We start from the raw sequence: 21626 nt of genomic DNA on the forward strand, positions 1-21626 counted from the left end.
TACCTCTCACCAGTCGAGTTCGAACAACAACAGAGAGCACGTAAACTCACACTCGCAGCATGAACCCCCGTGTCCACACTCCGGGGGACGCCTCAGGTCCCCTTGGATCCCGCATCCTGGACAGTACTGGAACGCTGTCTGGCTCACCGCGAAGCCCAGCGGACCGGCAATCCCCACGTGATGGTCACCCGCCAGACGAAGTCCGGCCAGGGGCCGGCCTCCACCGCCTATGTCAGCCATATCCTCGACGCCTGCGGCTTCCCGCCCCGCATGATCCGCTGCACTCGACTACTCGACCTGGTCAACACCATGGACCCCAAGCTCGTCGCCGCCGCCTTCGGCATGGACCCCGAGGCCACCCTCATCTACCTTGCTGATCACATCGACCCAGGACGACTTCCGGATCAGCACGGACACCCTAGGTCTGGGTACCGGGGACCTGCTCGTCCGCGGCCTCGGCCATGACGAGACTGCCGCTGACGGCCTGCCTGTCGTCGATTCCGACGTGCCGGAGGTAGGCCCACCGGTCCAGCTGAGTACATGCCCAGTTGGGGTCGTATGCCGCGGTCGGCAGCTGCGGGATACGCTTGCGACCGGTTTCATCCAGTCGGTACGGCTCCGCAAACGCTCTGTTCCACGCCTGGACAGCGGGGATATACCGCCGTTCGACCTCCTCGGCGCTGATCTCCAGGTAAGCCGCGATATCTGCCCAGGAGCTGCCACGTTCGACTTCATAGATAACAGCCGATTCCAGAGTCCGTTCGGCCAAGTCGACGAGCTGCCCCGCTTGGCTGACTCGACCGCCGAATCCGGTGTCGGCATCGTTGCGGGTGCCCACGAGCCCCGCGGCACCGTCAGCCACCTCCGAGGCGTTGTCGGCGAGTACGAGTCGGGCGAGTCCTTCGCGGGAGTAGGCGGCTCGGTCGTGGTCATAGGGGGTGGGTTCACTCACATGGGACAGAGTCCCATGTCCGCGGGTTCTGCGGATACCGAGATTCACGGTCAGTGCCCCACTGCGGCCCGCCAAATCACCCGGCCCGGGCGCTGGCAGGAACCTGCCCCGTTTCGGCGCCGCTTGGCACAGGTTCACCGGAACATGTGCGCTTTTCCGAAGGACTCGTTGGAAGCGATCGCGACGCTGTTCTTCTCCTCCCGCTCGGTCAACACCTGGAACAGCAGTTCAGCGCCGCGCCGGTAGAGTTCCATGTAGCCGAGCTCATCAATACAGAGAAGGTCGACGCGCCCGTAGCGGGCGATGGTCTTCGTCAGCTGCTTCTCGTCCGCAGCCTCCACCAGCTCGTTCACCAGTTTCGTCGCGAGGGTGTAGCGGACCCGGTGGCCCTTCATCGCCGCCTCGGTGCCCAGCGCGATCAGCAGGTGGGACTTGCCGGTGCCGCTGTCACCGATCAGACAGAGCGGCTGGCCCTTGCGGACCCACTCGCAGGTCGCCAAGGTGTTGATGGTCGCGGCGTCGATGTTGGGATTGGCCTCGTAGTCGAAAGCCCACAACGCCTTCCCGGCGTCCGTCAGCCCCCGCATCGCCACCCCCACGTTGGAAGGCAGGACCGTCCGGTGAAGCGCCGTCTCTTCCGCCGCAGCGGCCACGCGCCCAACGCTCTGACCTCTGAAGACCAGGCTGTCGTCGACGCGTTCCGTGCACTGCTCGCCGCCCGCAGCAATCCGCAGCCCTGGACGCCGGGCTGCAATCAGGACATCGCCGTACGGGTCGGCCCGTTCCTCGAGCGAGCCCAGCCCCGCCCCGGCGACGACCACGGCCCCGACCTGATCGCCGTCTCGCTGGTCCACCCCGACACCCCACACGCTTCGGCCTACCTCCACGGCCACCAACTCGGCTACACCAACAGGGGTGTAGGGTCTCCGGCTCCGAGTCGGACAGCGCTCCTCTGGCCTGCGGCATCTCCCGAAGTATCAGGACGTGTCGGACGGTCGACGTCTCAGCTCCGTGTCGGTGTGTGAGGACGCCTGGCCGCTTCCCGTACCTCCTGTGTGCCCCATCTGCTCCGCCGCGGTGCGGGGTCGTCTGGGGGTCACGCCGGACGGCACCAGCTGCGTTTTGTCCGAATTTTCTGGGGTGTTGCCGGGATGGAAGGGTGTCGGGGCGGCGCCGTGGCGGCGTTGTCGTCGGCCGTGTTCGGCGATGGCCTGCCACAGATCGCGTCGGTCGGTGTCCGGCCACCACTGGGGTGTGAAGTGCAATTCGGCGTAGGTGGCTTGCCAGGGAAGGAAGTTGGAGGTGCGCTGCTCGCCGCCCGGGCGCCAGAGGAGATCGACGTCGGGTAGGTGGGGGCGGGGGAGGTGGAGCGTGAGGTCTTCCTCGGTGATGTGGTCGGGGTCCAGATCGCCCGTGCGGGCGGCGCGGGCGAGTGCGGCGGCGGCGCGGGTGATCTCGTTCCGGCCGCCGTAGTCGATGCATACGGTCAGGGTGAGGCCGGTGCGGGTGCGAGTGGTCGCCTCTTGGCGCCGGAGGGCGTCGGCGAGGGCGGCCGGCAGCCGGTCAGGGCGTCCGGACCAGCGCAGGCGTACGTCGAGTTCGCGGTAGGGGTCCTCGTCCAGTTCGCCGCGCAGCAGGGCGAGGATCGCTTCGACCTCTCCTGTCTCGCGTCTCCAGTTCTCGGTGGAGAAGGTGTACACGGTCAGGTGGCGCAGGCCGATCTCCAGGGCGCCGTAGACGGTTTCGCGCATGGCCCGCAGGCCGGCGCGGTGACCTTCGTGGGTGGGCAGGCCGCGCTGTTGGGCCCATCGGCGGTTGCCGTCCATGATCACGGCCACGTGGGCGGGCATCCGGTCTGAAGGAATGAGCGGGGGCCGGATGCCGCTGGGGTGCGGCGGTGGCGCGCGGAACACGGCGCTGTCAGGCACCCGTTCTCGCGGCGTGGAGAGCGAGGCGCCTGCGACCGGGGAGCGGCGGGTTGGTGGGAGGGCGATGGGGGTGAGGCTCCAAGCCAGGGCCGCGCGGAGGTGGGCGGGGGCAAGGACGCGGGCGTGGGCCAGGTGGGAGAGGTGCGGTGCGGTGTGCAGCAGGGTGGGGCCGGCCGCGTCGACGGCGTCGAGCTGGGCGGTCAGCAGGCCGGTCATCGTGTGCAGCACGGTGGCGGGTCCGGGGTGCATGCCGCGGGTCAGATCCGGCTGGGTGAGCCATCGGCGGGCGCGTGCGCTCAGGTCGGCGACGAGGTCGGCGACGGCTGGGCTCCAGTGCCGTTGGAGCAGGTGGGCTTCGGCGCCGGGAAAGTGGGCGAGGACTTCGTGGGGGAGCAGGAGGTCGCCGTGGGCGAGGTCAGCGCCCAGGTCGGTGAGGAGGTCGGTGAGCCGGAATCCGTCGAGGAATTGCTGGTAGCTGTCGTGCTGGTCCGCGCGCAGGGGCAGTGGCAGGCCGGCCCGGTCGAGCAGCGTGCGTACCTGGTCGAACCAGGGCAGCAGGTTGCCGCGGCCCCATGCGCGCCACGCGGCCCAGTCGGGGAAGTGACGGCCCTCGGTGTCGTCGCGCACCAGTGTCATTGCCTCGCGCAGGTCGGATAGGTCCAGGTGCCAGCGCGCGGCGGTGTCGATGAGGGCGTGGCGGACGGGGTCTCTGCTCGTGCCGTGCGCCACGTCATCATCGAGCGCGCTGATCCACGCCTCGATGCGGGCTGCCCGCTCGCCGGGTGCGGTGGCCCGGTTGTCGGCGAGGTCGTCGATGGCGTTTGCCGCCGCCCACAGCGCCCAGCACGCCGGCCGCAGCACGGCAGGCAGGAGCCGGATCATCGCGTACTCGGCGGGGTCTTGCTCGCGTGTCTGTCGGCGGCACAGCCGGTACGCAGCCCGCAGAGCGGGGTCGTTCCCGATAACCGGGTGGTTCATCACTGCGGCGCCGTCTTCTCGTCCTGGCGGGCCGTGCGGTCCTTCTGCACATCGTGGCGCTGGTGCGGAACGGAAGGGGCGGTGTCCGGCAGGGCGGTGCGGGTGCGGTGGCGGAAGGCCAGGAGGCAGGCGAGGGCGAGGCCGGTGAGCCAGACGAGCTGGAGGCCGAGGTATCGCGGAACGACGGTGGCGGAGAAGGCGGCGGTGGTGCTCGCCTGCATGGCCCCGTACGAGGGCAGGTAGCGGGTGATCGGGCTGTCGGCTCCGGAGCTGGTGATGGGGTTCTGCAGGGCCAGGTCGATGATGCTGGTCATCACGATGGCGAACATGCCCTCGACTTCCCGGCGCAACATGGAACCGAAGGCGACCCCGAGGACGCCGTAGGTCAGGGCGGCGCAGAACAGCGCGCCGGTGAGCAGGAGCGGCTGACGGGGCGTCCAGGTCAGGCGCATCACCGCCGTGGCGTATCCGGCGACCGCAGCGGAGGCCAGGGCCAGGGCGGTGACCTTGGCGAGGACGAGGTGAGTGCGGGGATAGCCTGCCATCGCCAGGCGCCGGTCGAAGGCGGCGCCGTTGAACGTCGCGGCGAACATCATGAAGCCGGTGATGAGGGTGACGGCGTTGAGTGCGCCACTGATCGCAGTGAGATGGTTCCCCGGGGGTGCGATCAGCTCCCCGGTGGCCCGAAGGCGCAGTGGCGCCGTGGTGGCGGGCATCGCGAGGTAGGCCAGGGTGGTCCAGAGGGGAATGAACAGGGCGATCAGAACCATGGCGAAACGGTTGCGGGCATGCTCGATCACGGTGAAGCGGGCGGCGGTGACGAACAGATGCAGGTGTGTCTTCATGCCGCGGCTGTCTCCTGCCCGTGCAGGACTCCGTCGGCCAGGCGCCACAGCTCGTCGAGGCGTTCGATGTCGTAGGCAAGATGGGAGACGACCAGGACCGAGCGCCCGGCGTCCCGCAGCCCGGCCGCGAGATCCCAGAACCGCTGGTAGGTGTCCCAGTCGAAGCCCTGGTAGGGCTCATCCAGCAGCAGCACCTGCGGATCATGCATCAGCGCCAGAGTCAGATTCAGCTTCTGCCGGGTCCCGCCACTGAGTACGCCGACACGCTCATGCGCGTACTCGGCGAAGCCCAGGACGTCCATCATCTCCTGCGCGAGGCGGATATCGGCAAGCCGGAACGCCGCTCTGAAGAACTCCAGATGCTGGCGAATCGTCAGCGCATCATTGAGCACCACCTGCTGGGGGCAGTAGCCGAAGCGGCCCTGATGCCGGACCGTGCCCCGGCCCGGCCGCAGCTCACCGGCAAGGATCTTCAGCAGGGTCGACTTGCCGGCGCCGTTCTCCCCCACGATGCCGGCGATAACTCCGGCGCCGAGCCGGAGATTCACGCCCCGCAGGACCACACGCCGACGGTAGGCGTGATGAACACCCGTGACCTCCATTGCCCGCCCTCTTAGATGAACCGACGCGCATACAGTCGCCTTCAACGATCAGACGGTCCGCAGGACACGGAGCCGCTGGCGGAGGGTCTGGAGAGGGCCCCGGGCATTGCCAGCGTCCAGCGTCAGGCCACTTGAGACCGACCAGCCACGGCTCCTGCCGCCACCCCAGCCCATGCGTACACGTCGACGCCTTTGACTGGTGCAGTGAGAGCGAGGCCGGCGACGCGAGAACAACCAGCCGAACGAGCCAAGACTCGTCACTCAACGTACGACGCGGTGAGGATCCGACAACCCGGATGCGACAGTGTGAGAACCCGTCAATTTCAGTGCGACGGGCAACTGTGCTGTCTCACCGCGATGTCGGATCCGACTTCCATCCGACATCCACCGTGAGATTCCGACGCGCAGCCGGAGACCCTACAAGGGGCTGGCTACGCTGCGAGACGGCCGCAATCCTCGGCATTCGGCAGCCGGCCTACGCGATGCTCACCCACGCCGCGGCCAACCTGCCCCTTCCCGACGACGTCGGCATGGCGCCCGCCCACTACGGCGTCCACGTCGAAGCCCGACGCAGCGACAACACCGGCTACACGCTGCTCCGCCTCGGCCCCTACTTCCAGACCCGGCTCGCCTCCCGCGACGCCGACCGCCTCAACGTCACCTGGACGACGGACGGGCGGCTCCGGAACGTGTCGACTGCCATGACGGCCCGGAGTCTCTCGTCCCGGCTCACCCAGCGGGCAAACGGGCGGCCCCGGACCGCACGTCCGCGCGGGTCCGGGGCCAGTGACACCTGTCGCGCCACGTCACCGGTTCGATGCCTCGGAGCGCAGGGTCGCCGCGTCGGTCGGCTACGAGGCGGTCTTTGTCCCGATGCCGTGGGCGAGGAGGCTCTCGGCGGTGTCCTCGATGGTGTCTTCGATGGGGCGCGCTCGCCATCCGAGGAGCTGCTCCGCCTTGGTGCTTGTGGCGTCGAGGTCCCGGCCGAGCTGGTGTTTGAGCAGTCGCAGTTCCGGGTTCACGATGCCCAGTGTGCGTGCGGCCCAGACGGGCAGTTCGCGGGTCGGGGCCTTCGCGGCGCGCTCACCGAGGCGGTCATGCAGGATGCGTGCGATGTCGATGACGCGCAGGCTGTGCCCGGCGATTGCCAGGAAGCGTTCGCCGGCGGCTGCCGTATCGGTCATCGCGCGCAGGTGCAGATCCGCGACATCGCGCACGTCGACGAAGCCCATCCCGAAGGGAGGGCACGCAGGAACCTGTCCTTCGAGCATTCGGCGGACCAGACGCAGGGATGGCGGGTCGTCCAGGCCGAGCAGGGGTCCAAGGACCCCCACGGGATGAACCGCCGCCAGTTCCAGGCCACCGCCTTCGTCCTGGACGAACTGCCAGGCGGCGCGTTCGGCGAGTGTCTTGGACCGCTGGTAGGGCGGGATGTCGCTGTCGACGTCGGTCCAGTCCTCCTCGGTGAACGGGGTCGAGCGCGGGGGGTGCCCGATTCCGATGGCGCCGAAGGCGCTGGTCAGGACGACCCGGCGCACACCGGCGTCGCGGGCTGCGCGCAGCACTCGCAGGACGCCCTCGCGTGCCGGGACCACCAGGTCGTCGTCGTTCGCCGGCGTATGGCGCAGGGTCGGCGAGGCGACGTGCAGGACGAAGTCGCAGTCGGCGACGGCAGCGTCCCAGCCCCTGGGCTGTTCGAGGTCGGCGCGTACGACCGTGAGACGGTCGTCGTCGAACGGTGTGGCCGCGTGCAGCCAGGACCGCAGCGCCGGCTCGCGTTGCAGGTCGCGGACCGTGGTGCGGACGGTGTGCCCGGCATCCAGCAGGGCCTGGATGCACCAGCTCCCCACGAAGCCGGTTCCTCCGGTGACCAGTACTCGTGTCATCTGTCTCTCCTCAGCTCTCGGCTCGTGCAGTAAGGGGTGCCAGCGGGTGCGCCGCACGGTGGCGCTGGGCGGCGGCCACGCTGCTTCCGAGGAGGGCGTGGCCGATCATGATCGGGTAGATCACGGCGCGTTCGAACAGGCCGATGTTCCACATCCAGCCGCTGAACACGTCGGTCATGAAGAGGGGGAACGCGATCAGTCCGGCGGTGCCGAGAGTGATGCTCGCGAGCGACCGGCCCTGGGTGAGACCGATGCGTGCGCCGCCGGTTCCGACGGCGATCGCCATGATGTTGCCGGCGAGCATGACGCCCTGTGCGCCGAAGGTGTGGAACGCGATCAGGCCGTTGTCGACGTTGGCGTTGGAGCCCTGGAAGAGGCCGACGAGCGAGACCCCTGTGCCGGCGAGGACGGCGAGGCTGATGATGATGATCGGGCGGGCGCCCTTGCGCGGGTCGAACAAGAGGAACGCACCGACGATCAGGAGGGTGCCGTAGATGACCCAGCCGGTGTCCATGACGGCGCCGAGGGGGGAGTTCGCGACTTGTCCGAACGCGGTCTGCGGCGGGCCGGTCAGGCCGAGGTGGCTGACCCAGTTGTACAGGGGCGAGTACGGCGGGTCCTGCCATGCGGCGGCGGTGATGAACTCGGCGGCCCAGGACACGAGCGGGCCAAGAAAGATGAGGAGGGCTCCGGCGCGGGCAGCGGCGCCGGAGCGGACGATGGGGTTCATGCGAGAGCCATGCCGGGGACTCGCTGGCGGATGGCCTCCATCTCGGCTTCGTCCGAGACGCCCTGCCAGTCGTAGCGGGGGGTGTACGGGGCCTCCAAGGCGCGCACGTCGTCGTCGGTGAGCTCGGTGTCGAGGGAGGCCACGGCCTCGTCGATCTGCCGGACCGAGCCGGCGCCGACCAGCGGCGCGGTGACGACCGGCTGGCGTCGCAGCCAGGCAAGCGCGACCTGCGCGCGGCTGACGCCGTGAGTATCCGCGACCTGCCCGACGGCGTCGATGATCGCGTGGTTGGATGCCTCCTCGGCCGGCGAGTAGAGCAGGTCCGCGTAGGCGCCGTCCGTCTCGGAGCGCACCGTCGAGCGGGCGTCGTCCCACGCGCGGGTGAGGCGGCCGCGGGCCAGCGGCGACCAGACGATCGTGCCAACGCCCTCGTCTAGGCACAGCGGGATCATCTCGCGCTCCTCCTCACGGGCGAGGAGGTTGTAGTGGTCCTGCATCGACACGAACCGCGCCCAGCCGTTTTCCTTCTGCAGGCGCAGCGCCTTCGCGAGCTCCCACGCGTGCATGGACGACGCGCCGAGGTAGCGGACCTTGCCGGCCTTCACGAGGTCGTTGAGTGCTTCGAGGGTCTCCTCCCAGGGGGTGGAGTGGTCGTTGCGGTGGATCTGGTAAAGGTCGATGTAGTCGGTGCCCAGGCGGCGCAGCGAATGGTCGACCTCGGTCATGATCGCCTTACGTGACAGCCCCCGTCCGTTGGGTCCCAGCCGCATGGGGTGGCGCAGCTTCGTGGCGATCACCACTTCGTCGCGGTCGGCGAAGTCCTTGAGCGCCCGGCCGAGGATCTCCTCGCTGGAACCGTTGGAGTACATGTTCGCGGTGTCGAAGAAGTTGATTCCCGCTTCCAGCGCGTGCTTGATGAGCGGGCGCGCGTCCTGTTCGCCCTTCGACCAGACGGGGTGCCCGCGGTCGGGCTCGCCGTAGGTCATCGCACCGATCGCGATCGGGGATACGTCGAGGCCGGTCATGCCGAGCTTGATGTAATGCATGACGCTCCTTAGAGTATGTGGAGAGCTCTCCATTTAACGTAGTGGAGAACTCTCCACTTAGCAAGGTGAGGTCCTGTGGTCCGCTCAGACGCCCGTGAGAACAGGGCGCGCATCCTCTCCGCCGCACGCGAAGCCCTCGCGGCGGACGGCAGCACGTCGATGAACCAGATCGCTCAGCGCGCGGGAGTCGGGGCGGGCACCCTGTACCGCAACTTCCCCACGCGCGAGTCGCTGGTCCTGGCCGTCTACCAGGACGAGGTGGCACGCATCACCGGCACCGTGCCTGACCTGCTGGCCCGGATGCCTCCACTGGAAGCGCTCCGCCACTGGACGACCGACCTCGTCGAGGCCATGCGCAGAAAACATGGCCTCGGCGACGCTCTCGGCCCGGGCGCGCACCAGGCGATCAGCGAGCAGAGCTACGGGCCGGTCATCGCCGCGATCACAGAACTACTTGACGCCGGCAAGAAGGACGGAAGTATCCGCCCGGACGCCGACCCAGGCGACTTCCTCCAACTCACCGGCGCACTGTGGCGCGCCGCGTCCAGCCCCGAGGACCGGGCGCCCCACATGCTCGCGCTCATCCTCGACGGACTCCGCACGCACCGGTAAACGACACGCACGCGAGGGTCTGTACGGTGAGCGGTGTAACTCCCGAACTGGAAGCGGCAGTTGATGACTGACGTGACGAGGCTTCATAGCGGGCACCGGCATGGCCCTCGACGAACCAGCGTCACCCTGACAAGCCGAAGTCAGTAAAGGCGGCTCGCTGGCTGAGCGGCCAGCGGGCCCGCGCGCACCTTGGCGTATTGCTTCCACGGTGACCGTCGTCTGTCCTCCGCCGCGTTGGCGGCCGCCGCGCTCGTCGGGGCGGTGGCGCAGGGTGGGCGGCCGACCACGCCACGGTCGGGGTTTACGGGTCGCCTTGCGTCGGTGGGGTGGGGAGTGGAACCGGCCGGCTGGGGTCACCGGGGCCGGTTGTGCTGATGTCAGGTTTTGATGATCGCGGCGGGCAGGGTGCCAGTGAGGATCGCTTCTTTCGGTAGGGTCAGGCCGAACCGCTGTTCCAGGATCTCCATGGGGCGCCGCTTATCGGCTTCCAGCGCGGCTACTAGTTCGGCGTTGTCTCCAAGGACGTTGACGACTCCTGTCCAGTCGTCGTTGTTGAGATCACACATCACTTCGTACACGCCGTCATGGTTGTAGCGGAAATGTGGGGGAGGGACGTTCGGGTGCTCGGCCATGAAATAGAGCTCGTATGTATGTGCACCTCCGTGAGAGATGTCAGGCGTGTCGAATTGGCTGAGGGTTTCCTGCCAGGGGCCGTAGCCGATGGAGAAAGCAAGGTCACCGACGGATCCGTAGCGGACGCCTACGGTCGTGTCCACGGGCTTGCTGCGGTCGAGCTGGAACAGGTCGGCCTCGAACGCTTGATGTGTGCGCAGGCCGATGAAGCGGGGCTCGTTGCCAGGATGGAGCCGGCGTACGAGGTCTTCGGAGTCGATACCGCGCGCGAAGATGGTGCAGTAGCCGCCGGGGAGCGGAACCGGGTCTTCGAGCCACTGAAGGCCGTCGGTCATGAAGCAGCATCTCCTGTCGGGAAAGGAGCGGGGGCGGCGCCACCGTAGTCGGTGTGCACCGCCCCCACAGGTTGTTCAGGTCACTTGACCGTGCACTTCACGGTCGCTGCGGTGGCGCTGCACCCCGAGAATTCGGGGGCGTAGTACCAGTAGGGGTCCTTTTCGAGCATCCGGTTCGGCTGCGTGAACTGTGCCGGGAATGGCTGCATGGACTGCGTGTTCATCCAGTTCGACATGGTGGAGCGTCCGCAGACTTCCTTCCACGTTGGGGCAGCCTGGCGCATGTCGTCATAGAAGTGCCACACATCGGTCTGGGTGCGCTGTGAGTATGTCTGCACGCACTGATTGCCCGAGGTGACAGGGTTGAGTCCGTCGGGGGCGGGCATGCCGCCGCTGTTGTAGGTGGCGGCATAGGCGAACTCGTCGCAGGACAGGGGATCGTTGCCGCTGGGCGTGTTGGCCGGGAGCGTGGTCGTGTCGGGGTTGCCTGACTTTGCGGCCCAACTCGACGGACAGATCACGGCACGGTTCTGGGTCGGTGTACGGCCGGTACTGGAGCCGCTCGCTGGCAGGTACAACAGCGGCTTGCCTGCTGTCTGGTGGTTGGGCAGCTGAGGCGTCTCCTCAGGTGCGCACATGACCGACGTCGGCTGGACCTAATTTGCGGCGCCGTTTATCACGCGGCTCCTGGCGTGACTGCCCACTCCAGGCCGAGGTCGCCAAGCCTCGCAAGCTCGCCCCGGCCGGACAAGCCGACCGCTTCAGCCGGGCCCTGCCCCTCGCGCACCTTCGCCAGCACTCACCCCGAAGGCCGGCGCTCCCCGAGCACCTCGCGGACCACCGACGTGGCTGTCGGCTCCAGTCGCTCGGTGACGACCTGGTCGTAGTCGACGCCGCCGACCGGCCGCACATGCTCGGGCGCGCGGACCCACCCCCGGTACTCCGCGGCCTCCACGCCGCCTGCGGGCAGTGACAGCTCTGGACCAGCAGCTCGGCGCCGTGGCGGTCGAGTTCCGCAGACGCGGGCATGACGATCACCATGCGAGTGGTGAAGACTGGATAGATGCGACCTCACGTCCCAGGCGGACTCCTGTTCGTAGTGCTCGGTCTCATCCTTGTCGCCGCCGGCTACGTCTGGAGGGGACGTGTCCTGCGTCCCCTCTCGGCGAAACGGGCCCAGGCAGCCGTGATCCGGGACCGTTCCAGAAACCTGCTGCGCTCTGCGGACATGGCAATCGTCGGAGCGCGTCGACGGGCCGCACACGGCGAACCGGCCATCGTCACGGTCGGAGACGTGACCAGGGTGGCGCGCCAGCACTACGGGTACCTCTTTGTGGAGCGCGAAGAAGCAGCTGCCGCCCTCCGTCAGCGATATGAGGCTGCCGACTGCCGGGTGGACTGCATGACCGACGCTTTCAACTGACTGCATCCCCGGCAAGTGCTTGACGCCAGAGGCGCCGGAGCTGTCACCTGATAGGTGGTCACGCTGAAAATGCTCAGTGGTTGCGGAATGGTTCCCAGGGATCGGGGAGGGGGCGGTGGGGTCCTCGCCTTCGGTGGACATTCCGACGTAGGCGCGCAGGGCGGGGAGGGTGCCGGGGAGGCCGTACTGGGTGAACCGCTCGTGGAGGTCTGAGCCGAACGGCACGGATTGGAAGTCCGCGGCGGTCAGCAGCTCGGCCAGGACCTTCAGCAGCTTCTGGCGTCCAGGGGAGAGCTCGGTGAACACCGGTACGGCATCCGTGGGGTCGAACAGGGCTTTCAGCAGGTTCTCGGCGCGGACCGCCAGCGGGCGGTGCACGACTCCGGTCTCTTTGATACGGGGCAGGGCGCGGACGATGTCCAGAAGGACCCCCTCCGGGTCCTCGGCGGCGCCCATCAGGTGCAGCAGGCTGCGGACGGTGTAGCTGTGCAGGTCGCCGGCATGGTGGGCGGTGGCGGACTCGGGGGCCGGCCCGGCGCCGAAGGCCGCCAGCTCGGCGGCGATGCGCTCCGCCGGCGGCAGGCCGGGCGCGGCAGCCGGGTGTGCAACCAGCAAGCGGGTGAGGGCGGTGGCGGCGGCCCAGCGCGGCAAGGGGTGCTCGTGGTCGAGGTAATGCCGGAGTCGGCCGTCCGGGTCGTGGTCGGCGAGCAGCCCGACCGCGATGAGGATCGTGGCAACGCAGACGGGGTCCCGCTCGCCGTCGAGGCAGGCCAGCAACGGGTGCAGGGTGGCGTCGGCCTCCTCGGGGAACCAGCCGAGGAGGTACGCGGTCTTGGTACGTATCTCCGGGTCCCGGTCGCCGAGCAGTTCGAGCAGGACGGGAAGCTGGGCGCGGACCGCGTCATAGGAGCGCAGTGCGCCCTCGCGGCCGTCGACAGGGTGCCCCGCCGCGCAGTACGCCCGTCCCTGGCGCAATCTCTCGAGCTGCTCCTCGTCGGTCTCGGCGGCGATCTGCTCGTCGTACCAGCGCAGATTGTCTTCGGGGCTGATGGCTGCGGCGCGCCACGCGGCGGTGTCGATGCCGAGCGGGAGGTCGTGTTCGTCGTGCCAGTCAATGGCCAGACGGGTCAGCAGAAGCAGGGCGTCGACTCGGGCGTCGGCCGGGCCTGCGACGGCGATCCGGGTGAGGAAGGGCACGGCGTACGGAGAGGCTGAGTATCGGGTGCCCTGGTGGAAGATGTTGCCGAACAGGCTGCGGAAGGCGCTCTCCCGGGCCTCTTCATCCGGCCCGCACACCGACCGGAGCTGGCCGGGCACGTCCTCGGCGCTGCCATAGGCATGCTCCAAGGCTGCCCAGTCGATGTCGTCCAGCCCTGCCAGGAGATCGTCGGATCGCTTCATGATCCGTATGCTCGCAGGCAGCGCTGACACCGATCCCGCAGACGATCGATCGAGAGAACAAGCTGAGCTTGTTCTCTATCTACCAAGATCGGCCGGGTCTGCCGATGGCCTTGAGGGTCTCGGGGCGTTTGACGGTTTTACCGACGTCGTAGCGGGGTGCGGGATGGCGGTTCTTGGTCCCGGGCGGTCGTCCGGGACCGGCGCCGCGTGGTTGGGGAACACGGGCCGGGCAGAGCAGGTGGGCTCGGATGTTCCTGAACCCCCGGCGGACCCGGGCCGGGGTGAGGCGTTCGGGTTTGGTCGGCTTCTCCCAGGGCCGGCGGAGGTCGGCGGCCAGAGGCCGGGCGAGGCGGAGTTGGGTGTGGGCGACGACCACGAGCCAGGTCCACCGGTCCGCGGCCTCGGGAGTGCGGATCTTCGGGGTGGTCCAGCCGAGGATCTGTTTTCCGAACCTGAAGGTGTGCTCAAGGTCGAATCTTCTGAGGAACACCTGCCAGCACAGATCCACGTCGGCCGGGGTGGCGCTCGTCTTGGAGGACCACAGCCAGACCGGCGGTGCTTCCCGTTGCTTGGAGAGGTGCTCGACCTTCAGCCGGACCAAGGTGCCCTCGACGACGGGGAGTTCACCGTCGTGCTCCAGCCAGGCCGAGCGGTGGGTCAGTCTCGGGTGGACCCGGTCCCACGCCTGGGCTTCGGCCTTGCCGTAGTTGGTAGTGTCGGTGACGGTGGTGATCGCGGCCTCGGGCCAGGTCCCGGGTTCGGCGAAGCGGAACTCCTTGCCGTGCTTCGGCGGCCTGCCGCCCTGGGGGTAGGCCAGGGCGTACTCCTTGGGCGTGGGCTTCGGCAGGCGCATCACCCGGTCGCTGCGGATGCGCCCGACCAGTTCGACAGGAAGATCCCGCAGGACCCAGGCCAGGCGGGTGACGTCGTAACCCGCGTCCATGACGATCGTGATGTCCGGGTCGCCGGGCGCCCACTGGCCGGCTGAGACGAGCCGGTCGGCCACGGCGCGGAGCTGGGCGGCGGTGACGGCGGTCGCATCGTCCTCGGGTCCGAGCCGGACCACGTCCAGGATCGCCGTCCACGAGGTGGCTCCGGGTTCGAGGACGGCGACGAAGGAGTACGGCCAGCCCGGGATGAACTGGGAGGCGGACTTCGCCCGGCCGTAGACGTGACAGAACAGCCGCTCTGCCGAGCACGGCGCGTCCGAGCGCAGCCACGGCGACACGTCGACCGCCAGCACCAGGCGCCCGCCCTCGAACCGTGGCAACGGCAGCCCGGTGAGCAGGGTCCGCAGCCTCTCGGTGTCGATCCGGCCCCGGTTGAGAGCCCCGTACAAGGCACCGTGCCCGCGCCGGTGCTCGGGCACCATCGTCAGGTCCACCGGTGAGGTGACCGGCCCGTCGGCGCACAACAGCGCGTCGGCCAGTTCGAACATTTCGTCGCGCCGGGCGGTCAGACACTCGTAGAACTCGGCCCGGAAGCGTGACGCTTCGGCGAACGCTTCCCGCCGGACATCCGGGCACACCACACTCATGGCAACGGCCTTCGGTTGATCCCGTACCTCTGTGACGGAGCACAGGATCAAACGAAGGCCGCCCTCGCGTCCGACGAACTCCCAGGTGAGTGACCCCGTTCGAGCCCTCATTCGAATCGGGAAGAAAAAGAACAAGCTGAGTGCCTGTGGCTGATGCCGACCTGACAAGTCTGGTGGAGGAGTGCCGAGAGCTCCGCCGACGGGCTGTGCTGAAGGCCGCCGGAGTCCCGGGCAGCGTCGTCACGACCATGCTGTTCCGGTCTCTCTGGGCGTTCCCTGACCTGAGTGGGTCGCTAGTGGCCTACTGCGCCGAATCGCCCTTTTCCACACGGTGACCAAGCCGTACTGCGTCAAGTACTGGCAGCACGGTCTGGGATGGAAGTTCGAGCTGTGCTACGAGCACGGCGTCTCGGTGAACCACGACAGGCTCATCGACCACCTGACATCCGAAGTGGGGAATGGCTCTTCAGGTGAAGCGCGACTTCTGTGCCTGCAAGCCATGTGACTGCGACGGCGGGGCGGAGCGCTCCTGCTGGTTCACACTTGCCCCGCAGGGCGACCACAATGAAGTCGCGATCCACTTCCGCCGAACCCGGGCCGGCTACAACACCAAAGACGTGTACCAGCGGCTGGTTGCCGCAGGAGCCGAACCAGCCTGGCTCGAGCAGGCGCTACCAGCTCATCACGGCCGGCTGACAGCAGCCGCCTGACGTTTCCCCGAGTCAGGCACCGTCGTCCCAGGCGACGCCATCGTCGTCCTGCCGGTTCCGGTCAGCAGCACCGCAAGCCCGTTCATCGAACCCCTACGCAGTAGTCGGGTACTCCGGCTCGCGGGTACGGCCTCCGCAATGCGCTCGAGAGCGGTCGGGACCGGCTCAGTCGCGTAAGTGGGCCAGAAGCGTGTCGCCCGACGGATAGGGGTGTTCTGCGGGAAGGAGTTGCTGGGCGGCATCCAGAGCCCCGTCCCCTACACGGGCATGGATCGCATGCACGCGTGCGGTGACGTCGTTGATCGAGACGATCCACTCCTCTGCGTAGCGCTCAGCGGCCTCGCCCGTGAGACCGAGTTGCAGAGAGCGGTGAGGAAGCGGCTGTAGGTGCAGATCACGTTCGGGGTCCCACTGCACTCGGGCCGGGGCTCGCTTCAGCTGGCGTTTCCAGGTGGCGCGGTCGGGATGCAGCCCGTGTTCGTAGTGGGCCAGGCAAGCGTTCCGCAGAGCCCACTCGAAGCCCTTGCGGGTGATTTCGATCGCGAGGACGGTCTCCTGGTCTTCCTTGCCCGCCCATCCACAGCGGTACATCATCCAGAGGAACGACGGTTTGATCCACGTCATGCGTTCCCTCTTCCAGGCTGCCGGAAAGCGACCGTCCTGCGCGGCGGGCAGGCCGATTTCCGGCGCGTATGCCTGGTAGACGGTCACCGTGGCGGCCGTGTAGAGGGCGCGGATCTGATGCTTTGGTTCTGGCACAGTGACCAGAGTTGACGTTCAGTGGGGGCTGCGCCATCGAATTACATCGAAAACAGGCACTCATGGAGCCTTTCGCCGCGTAGGCGACCGCCCTTCACGACCACGTTCTTCGTCAAAGCCCCGCTTCGGATGTTCCGGGACGGGGCTGTCTCGCGTGCTCACTCAGGGTCGACGCACGCTGTTGGTCAAGGCCGGCAATTCAGTCGGGCAGAAGCGTTTTGCCGCCAACGTTCAGTGATCAGCCCACCGCGTGAAGTGGTTCCGGCTACAGGTGTGCTGGGACGTTCGTGTGACGGGGAGGGCTGGTCGGTGGTTCTGGAGATGAATGTTGCGGTTCTGCTGGCGGTCATCATCGTCGTGCGGCTGCGGCGGCGTACCGAGGCCCGAAGCCGCAATGACGAGAAGCTGACCGTCCTGATCGTGTTGGTCTTCGGCGTGCTGATCGCTCCTACCGCGTTCGGACAGAGCGTCTTCGACGTCGTGGGCCAACTCGCCCAGGGTGTCACCCAGTCGAGCAGCCCGTGAGCCCAGCGCCCGTCTCAACATCGCCAGGCCGGAGTGTGGGCGGAGCCTGCGTCTCCCCTGGCCTGGCCTGTTCTCCTCTTCCTTGATCACCGCGAGTGCTGTTGTGCTGACTTATTGTCAGTGCGCCCTGTCACTATGGGCGGCTGTGCGGGGAGTGGTGACGAGGGGGAGGCTTGTATGCCTTGGGTGCGGCCGTACGTGCGCTCTGACGGGACACCGGTTCGCGGACATTCGCGATGGGATCCGGGCGCGCGACGTGAAATGACGATCGTGGCTTTCGTGGCGTTAGCCGTGGTCGGGCTGGGCCACGGGAATGTTCCCGCAGGGGGCAAGGGGACGCCGGGGCCGCAGTCCACGGTGCAGTACCCGATCCGCTTCGACCGTGTTCCTGCTGCTCGACCGCCGGTGCCGCGTCCGACGGTGTCGTACCCGATCCCGTGGCAACGGTGACCCGCCGGCGGCCGCCGGCGCGGCGGCGTACGCGGCGTCCCAGCAAGAGGCAGCAGCAGAGGGACGCCCAGCTGATCGGCTTCGCCATGGCGGCGACTGCTGCCATCGGTCTCATGGTGGTGGTGGTCAACTGGCTGCTGGCGCACTGGTGGGTCCTCATCGCGCTCCTGGTGCTCGCCGTGCTGGCGGGTGCTGGATGGCTGTACAACCGGCAGCAGAGGGCTCAGTGGGAAGCCGTGCGGGCGCAAGGTCTGCGGTACGGGCTGCCTCAGTTGGACGCGCTGCACCATGCCCAGTTCGAGGAGGCGATACGGGAGTTGATGCGCCGGGACGGCTGCCGGGATGCCCAGCGAGTCGGCGGCCGCGGGGACCTTGGCGCCGACGTGAAGGCCACAGACCCGTTCGGCCGGCGCTGGGTGATCCAGTGCAAGCACCGCCGCAACGGCGCTCGGGGCTCGGCGGTGGGCACGCCAGATCTGCAGGTGCTCAACGGGACGGCTCGGCAGGTGCACGGGGCGGACGTCGCAGTGATGGTCACGAACGGTCGGGTGACCGGTCCGGCTACGGACTTCGCGAAACAGCAGCGGCTGCATGTTGTCGATCGGGAGACGCTCGCCAGGTGGGCGTCGGGATCGCGGCCGCTGTGGGAGCTTCTGCGAGCGGTGCCACCCCCGCGCCGACCGACACCGTTGAGCTGAAAGTGGAGCTTGTCAGCTCCTGCGGTTGCGCTGCGGCCTGCGGTTGAGGGGAACCCGGCCAATTTGCCGGGTTCCCCGTAGGGGTCGGTGTGGGGCACGTGGGCGAGTCGTGTGGTGTGGCCCGGCACATGGATGCTGCGGCAGCCGACCGGTTCCTGCGGCGCGGTGCCGTCTCAGTCGTGTCGGCGGGGCCCCGTGTGCCGCCGTCTGTGCGACGGCGGCCTCCGGTAGGGGTGAGATCGGGGCGGGCGCGGTGGAAGCGTGCGGGGTGGCGCCACCGGCCGGCAGCATCGCGGGCGACATCAATGCCGACTTCCACCATCAGCTTGGGGTTCAACTGCGTGACGTCCAGTTTCTCGCGGCTGCCCCACCCGGCGGAGATGGACCAGCCCGCCCAGGGATGACCGCGCTGCGCAGGCGCGAGCAGTACGCCGACTGCGCTGCCGGCCGCCTGGGTGAGCGTTGCGGTGCGGCCGGTGTACTGCATCCGACCGTCGTGGTCGTATCTGCCGAGCAGGAGGCTGCGGGGCGCGGTGAGGGTGCCCGTGACCGCGCCGACGACTGCCTCGGTGGTCTCGCGCGGCTTGTACTTCAACCACCCTCTCGTTGATGGGCGGTATGCATCTTCAAGCCTTTTGAAGACCACGCCTTCCATGCCGACCGACGACCAGGTCAGCCACTCGACGACGGTGTCGGCCTCGGTGGTCGACGGGCACAGCACCCACGGCCCCGACAGCTGGCGGTCGGTGAACACCGACTCCAGCGCGGCGCGGCGGCGCTGATACGTCCAGCTGGTCGTGTCGGTCCCGGACAGCCGCAGCAGATCGAACGCTGAAACCAGCGGGTTCGAGGATTCTGGACGGTGCTCTCGTGAGAACCCGCTGGGGTGTGGTGGTCCTGGTCGGGGGTGCCGCGCGGGTTCGGCTTCGGCGTCTGCGTCAAGATGGGGCCTCCGATCGGTGGAGGGGGCGTTGGGATGGGTTACGACCTGCGAGCAGTGATTGCTGACGGGGAAGTGCCGTCCGGCGCGGTTGCGTCCGGCAGCTGCGCGGCCCGGCACCGATCTCCGGGAATGCCGGCAACATCTCGGTGCCCCGCCTCGAACGCAGTACCATCCGGCCCGCCCCAAGGGAGAGCAGGGCCCTGAAGCCGTCCTTCTCCAGACTTTGCCGTGTCTCATGAGACACGGGCCGTTGAAACGACTGGGCCGTGGGCGTCTCAGCTCTGGCTGTCCAGCGGCGGGGCGGATACGGCCAGACAGACCCTCGGCCGGTTTTAACCTCGCCCTTGTCACTTACGTGACTGGCCACCGGTTGACGCTCACCGTGGAGGTTCTCAAGCTGATAGGAGGGGCCGGTTGAAGGAGCCATGATCGTGAGTGGTGGGCAGAGTGAACTTCCCCGGCTACTGACGGCAGCGGAGACGGCGGCGCCGGTTGAGGCCGTCGACGTGATCGCGGAGGACCTGCGGCGGCGTTTCGGGGCCAGGCAGGTCTCATTCCTCATTGTGGACCTGACGGGGAAAGCGCTGGCGCGGCTGTACACCGCCGGTGCCGTGGAGGGTGGGCGGGAGGCGGAGCGGATCCCCATGTTCGGCAGCGTCTACGAGGTGGTGATCCGTACCCAGCGCCTGTATCAGGAAGCGGCCAGCCAGGGACAGCGCGTGATCGTGCCGGTCACCAGCCGGGGGGACGCGATCGGGCTGCTGGAACTGCTCCTGCCGGCCGCCCCCAGCGAGGACGTCCTTGACGCGGTCGGGGAAGCCGCCCATGTCCTGGCCTACATCGTGATCGCCAACGGGCGCTTCACCGACCTCTACACCTGGGGCAAACGCTCCATCCCTCCTACCTTGGCGGCGGAGATCCAGTACCAGCTGCTGCCCCAGTCACTGTCGTGCGAGGCCGCACAGTTCACACTGTGCGGGAACATGGAGCCCTCCGAAGACCTCAGCGGAGACACCTTCGACTACGCCCTGGACCGCGACACCCTGCACCTGTCGGTGACGGACCCCATGGGCCACGACATCGATGCCGCCCTGGCCGCCACGGTCCTGGTGTGCGCCCTGCGCGGCGCCCGCCGCGCAGGAGTCGGCCTGGCTGAACAGGCCCACCGAGCCGATCAGGCACTCGCCGACCACGGCCACGGTCACGCCACCGGCCAGCTGCTTCGCATCAACCTCCACAGCGGCCGGGCCCAGCTCGTCAACGCCGGCCACCCCTGGCCACTACGCATGCGCGAGGGGGCTGCGGAGACGATCATCTGCGAGGTGGACCATCCCTTCGGGCTGTCCGTGTCCACCACGGTCCACCCCTACCGCGTACAAGACATCGATCTGCGCCCCGGTGACCGTCTGCTCATGCTCACCGACGGCATGCTCGAACGGCATGGAGAAAAGGTCGACCTGCCCGCCCTGCTGGAGCGCACCCGGGACCTGCACCCGCGGGAGGCCGCACTGACGCTGACGTCCGCGGTCCGGGACGCCGCCGACGGCCGGCTCGCAGACGACGCCACCGTGATGTGCCTGGACTGGCACGGCCCTCAGGAGACCCAGCGGCACGTCAGCTCCGGCGCGGACACTCAGCAAGCATCAGCCGGCCGCACGAGGCGGTAGCCGTGACCCAGGCGCTCTCCTGGACGGTGTCAGAAGGCCAGTGAGTAGCTCTCGCGCCTCGCCTTGCCCGTAGATACGAGGGTTCTCGCAATTCCGTGCACGAGCAGCCAGTTGACCACCACCGCCACCAGCCCGATGACAAAGGCCGCCACCATGGCGAAGGCGATCAGCTGGGCGTCTCTCTGTTGCTGCCTCTTGCCGGAGCGCCGTGCGCGCTGGCGGCCGGCGGCCAGTCACCGTTGCCACGGGATCGGGTACGACACCGTGGAACGAGGCTTGGGCGCTCGCACCGCCGGGACGCGGTCGAAGCGGATCGGATACTGCACGGTGGACCGCGGCCCCGGAGTCCCCTCGCCCCCGGCAGGCGCATTCCTGTTCCCCTGCCCGACCACGGCCAAGGCTACGAGAGCCAAGATCGTCATTTCGCGTCGCGCGCCCGGAGCCCATCGCGAATGTCCGCGAACCGGTGTCCCGGCAGAGCGCACGTACGGACGTACCCAAGGCATGCAAGCCTCCCCCGCGTCACCACTCCCCGCGCAGCCGCCCATAGTGACAGGACGCACTGACAATCAGTCAGCACACCAGCACCTGGGGTGATCAAGGAGGAGGGGAACAGGCCAGCTCAGGTAAGACGCGGGGCTCCGCCCCACACCCCGGCCACCCTGCGGAGGGTGGGGGAGGCGCCAATCTTGGGTGCGGGTTCGTGGGCGGGGGAGATGGTGGTAGTAGCCCGCCAGTAGTTCGTGTGTCGCAGTGGAGCGTGGTCGGCTCGGTGGTAGCCGTCCGACCGTGGGCCGACCACAGCAGGTCAGCCTGTGGTCGGGCGCGTTTAGGTGGTCGTGTGGCGTGGGCTGGCATTGGCGTTGGGGCGTCTACTCGATCTAGGCTGCGTCGGTTCGTGCCGCTCGTTGGCGGCCTATCGACGGAGAGGAATGCCGATGTCCCAGCAGGCCTCGGCCACGGACC

The 21626-nt window shown here is 68.2% G+C and carries 17 protein-coding genes and 2 pseudogenes; 5 read left to right on the forward strand and 14 right to left on the reverse strand.

The window, feature by feature from the left end:
• Positions 1-418 precede the first annotated feature (418 nt).
• The 8 genes and pseudogenes from ABZT03_RS38135 to ABZT03_RS38170 form a co-directional block, all read right to left on the reverse strand.
• On the reverse strand, positions 419-952 hold the full coding sequence (locus tag ABZT03_RS38135) for a hypothetical protein (RefSeq protein WP_356047962.1): 534 nt from the start codon (positions 950-952) through the stop codon (positions 419-421).
• A gap of 158 nt (positions 953-1110) precedes the next feature.
• Positions 1111-1500 (reverse strand): annotated as a pseudogene (locus ABZT03_RS38140) (ATP-binding protein); the annotation flags it as partial.
• Positions 1501-1929: 429 nt separating this feature from the next.
• Complete coding sequence (gene uppS / locus ABZT03_RS38145) at positions 1930-3858, reverse strand: polyprenyl diphosphate synthase (protein ID WP_356047964.1); 1929 nt, start codon at positions 3856-3858, stop codon at positions 1930-1932.
• Complete coding sequence (locus ABZT03_RS38150; protein ID WP_356047966.1) at positions 3858-4703, reverse strand: ABC transporter permease; 846 nt, start codon at positions 4701-4703, stop codon at positions 3858-3860. Before ABZT03_RS38150 ends, uppS begins: the two co-directional genes overlap by 1 nt.
• The gene (locus tag ABZT03_RS38155) at positions 4700-5305 is read right to left on the reverse strand and encodes an ABC transporter ATP-binding protein (protein ID WP_356047967.1); all 606 of its coding nucleotides are present in this window, start codon (positions 5303-5305) and stop codon (positions 4700-4702) included. Before ABZT03_RS38155 ends, ABZT03_RS38150 begins: the two co-directional genes overlap by 4 nt.
• 851 nt (positions 5306-6156) lie before the next feature.
• Positions 6157-7191 (reverse strand): aldehyde reductase, encoded by a 1035-nt coding sequence (locus ABZT03_RS38160; RefSeq protein WP_356047968.1) that lies wholly within the window; start codon positions 7189-7191, stop codon positions 6157-6159.
• A 10-nt stretch (positions 7192-7201) separates the two neighbouring features.
• On the reverse strand, positions 7202-7921 hold the full coding sequence (locus ABZT03_RS38165) for a DUF998 domain-containing protein (protein WP_356047969.1): 720 nt from the start codon (positions 7919-7921) through the stop codon (positions 7202-7204).
• Entirely contained in the window at positions 7918-8967 is a 1050-nt protein-coding gene (locus ABZT03_RS38170) for an aldo/keto reductase (RefSeq protein WP_356047971.1), read from the reverse strand. The genes ABZT03_RS38165 and ABZT03_RS38170 overlap by 4 nt, the downstream gene beginning before the upstream one ends.
• Before the next feature lie 75 nt (positions 8968-9042).
• Here ABZT03_RS38170 and ABZT03_RS38175 point away from each other — a divergent pair, with 75 nt between their 5' ends.
• On the forward strand, positions 9043-9579 hold the full coding sequence (locus ABZT03_RS38175) for a TetR/AcrR family transcriptional regulator (protein ID WP_356047973.1): 537 nt from the start codon (positions 9043-9045) through the stop codon (positions 9577-9579).
• A 377-nt stretch (positions 9580-9956) separates the two neighbouring features.
• Here the strand turns inward: ABZT03_RS38175 and ABZT03_RS38180 are convergent, their stop codons facing one another.
• From ABZT03_RS38180 to ABZT03_RS38195, 4 genes are all read right to left on the reverse strand, one after another.
• Positions 9957-10547, reverse strand: coding sequence for a hypothetical protein (locus tag ABZT03_RS38180; protein ID WP_356047975.1), 591 nt, complete (start codon positions 10545-10547; stop codon positions 9957-9959).
• Positions 10548-10627: 80 nt separating this feature from the next.
• Positions 10628-11185, reverse strand: coding sequence for a hypothetical protein (locus tag ABZT03_RS38185; RefSeq protein ID WP_356047976.1), 558 nt, complete (start codon positions 11183-11185; stop codon positions 10628-10630).
• 161 nt (positions 11186-11346) lie between these two features.
• Positions 11347-13371 (reverse strand): hypothetical protein, encoded by a 2025-nt coding sequence (locus tag ABZT03_RS38190; RefSeq protein WP_356047990.1) that lies wholly within the window; start codon positions 13369-13371, stop codon positions 11347-11349.
• Between the two features lie 79 nt (positions 13372-13450).
• Positions 13451-14908: an NF041680 family putative transposase gene (locus ABZT03_RS38195; protein ID WP_356047978.1), complete on the reverse strand. Its 1458-nt coding sequence runs from the start codon at positions 14906-14908 to the stop codon at positions 13451-13453.
• Positions 14909-15239: 331 nt separating this feature from the next.
• Between ABZT03_RS38195 and ABZT03_RS38200 the strand changes: the two genes are divergently transcribed.
• Positions 15240-15413, forward strand: coding sequence for a hypothetical protein (locus tag ABZT03_RS38200; protein WP_356047980.1), 174 nt, complete (start codon positions 15240-15242; stop codon positions 15411-15413).
• Positions 15414-15783: 370 nt separating this feature from the next.
• On the opposite strand, the gene ABZT03_RS38205 is transcribed toward ABZT03_RS38200, so the two are convergent.
• Positions 15784-16377 carry a DUF4291 domain-containing protein gene (locus ABZT03_RS38205; protein WP_356047982.1) on the reverse strand — a complete coding sequence of 198 codons (594 nt, stop codon included), beginning with the start codon at positions 16375-16377 and terminating at the stop codon, positions 15784-15786.
• Between the two features lie 321 nt (positions 16378-16698).
• Here ABZT03_RS38205 and ABZT03_RS38210 point away from each other — a divergent pair, with 321 nt between their 5' ends.
• Positions 16699-16902, forward strand: coding sequence for a hypothetical protein (locus ABZT03_RS38210; RefSeq protein WP_356047984.1), 204 nt, complete (start codon positions 16699-16701; stop codon positions 16900-16902).
• A gap of 563 nt (positions 16903-17465) precedes the next feature.
• Positions 17466-18050: a restriction endonuclease gene (locus ABZT03_RS38215; protein ID WP_356047986.1), complete on the forward strand. Its 585-nt coding sequence runs from the start codon at positions 17466-17468 to the stop codon at positions 18048-18050.
• Between the two features lie 643 nt (positions 18051-18693).
• Here ABZT03_RS38215 and ABZT03_RS38220 read toward each other — a convergent pair.
• A pseudogene (locus ABZT03_RS38220) lies at positions 18694-19230 on the reverse strand (hypothetical protein); the annotation flags it as partial.
• Positions 19231-19424: 194 nt separating this feature from the next.
• Here ABZT03_RS38220 and ABZT03_RS38225 point away from each other — a divergent pair.
• Positions 19425-20660: a PP2C family protein-serine/threonine phosphatase gene (locus ABZT03_RS38225; protein ID WP_356047988.1), complete on the forward strand. Its 1236-nt coding sequence runs from the start codon at positions 19425-19427 to the stop codon at positions 20658-20660.
• Positions 20661-21626 lie beyond the last annotated feature (966 nt).

Source organism: Streptomyces sp. NPDC005574, assembly GCF_040605435.1.
In the GTDB taxonomy this organism is placed as follows: Bacteria; Actinomycetota; Actinomycetes; order Streptomycetales; family Streptomycetaceae; genus Streptomyces.

What these genes read in the sequence shown, in the direction of transcription:
- uppS (WP_356047964.1), bottom strand. Translation starts at nt 3,858, where the DNA reads ATGAACCACCCGGTTATCGGGAACGACCCCGCTCTGCGGGCTGCGTAC.
- ABZT03_RS38150 (WP_356047966.1), bottom strand. Translation starts at nt 4,703, where the DNA reads ATGAAGACACACCTGCATCTGTTCGTCACCGCCGCCCGCTTCACCGTG.
- ABZT03_RS38155 (WP_356047967.1), bottom strand. Translation starts at nt 5,305, where the DNA reads ATGGAGGTCACGGGTGTTCATCACGCCTACCGTCGGCGTGTGGTCCTG.
- ABZT03_RS38160 (WP_356047968.1), bottom strand. Translation starts at nt 7,191, where the DNA reads ATGACACGAGTACTGGTCACCGGAGGAACCGGCTTCGTGGGGAGCTGG.
- ABZT03_RS38165 (WP_356047969.1), bottom strand. Translation starts at nt 7,921, where the DNA reads ATGAACCCCATCGTCCGCTCCGGCGCCGCTGCCCGCGCCGGAGCCCTC.
- ABZT03_RS38170 (WP_356047971.1), bottom strand. Translation starts at nt 8,967, where the DNA reads ATGCATTACATCAAGCTCGGCATGACCGGCCTCGACGTATCCCCGATC.
- ABZT03_RS38180 (WP_356047975.1), bottom strand. Translation starts at nt 10,547, where the DNA reads ATGACCGACGGCCTTCAGTGGCTCGAAGACCCGGTTCCGCTCCCCGGC.
- ABZT03_RS38185 (WP_356047976.1), bottom strand. Translation starts at nt 11,185, where the DNA reads ATGTGCGCACCTGAGGAGACGCCTCAGCTGCCCAACCACCAGACAGCA.
- ABZT03_RS38190 (WP_356047990.1), bottom strand. Translation starts at nt 13,371, where the DNA reads ATGAAGCGATCCGACGATCTCCTGGCAGGGCTGGACGACATCGACTGG.
- ABZT03_RS38195 (WP_356047978.1), bottom strand. Translation starts at nt 14,908, where the DNA reads ATGAGTGTGGTGTGCCCGGATGTCCGGCGGGAAGCGTTCGCCGAAGCG.
- ABZT03_RS38210 (WP_356047984.1), top strand. Translation starts at nt 16,699, where the DNA reads ATGAATGTTGCGGTTCTGCTGGCGGTCATCATCGTCGTGCGGCTGCGG.
- ABZT03_RS38215 (WP_356047986.1), top strand. Translation starts at nt 17,466, where the DNA reads ATGGTGGTGGTGGTCAACTGGCTGCTGGCGCACTGGTGGGTCCTCATC.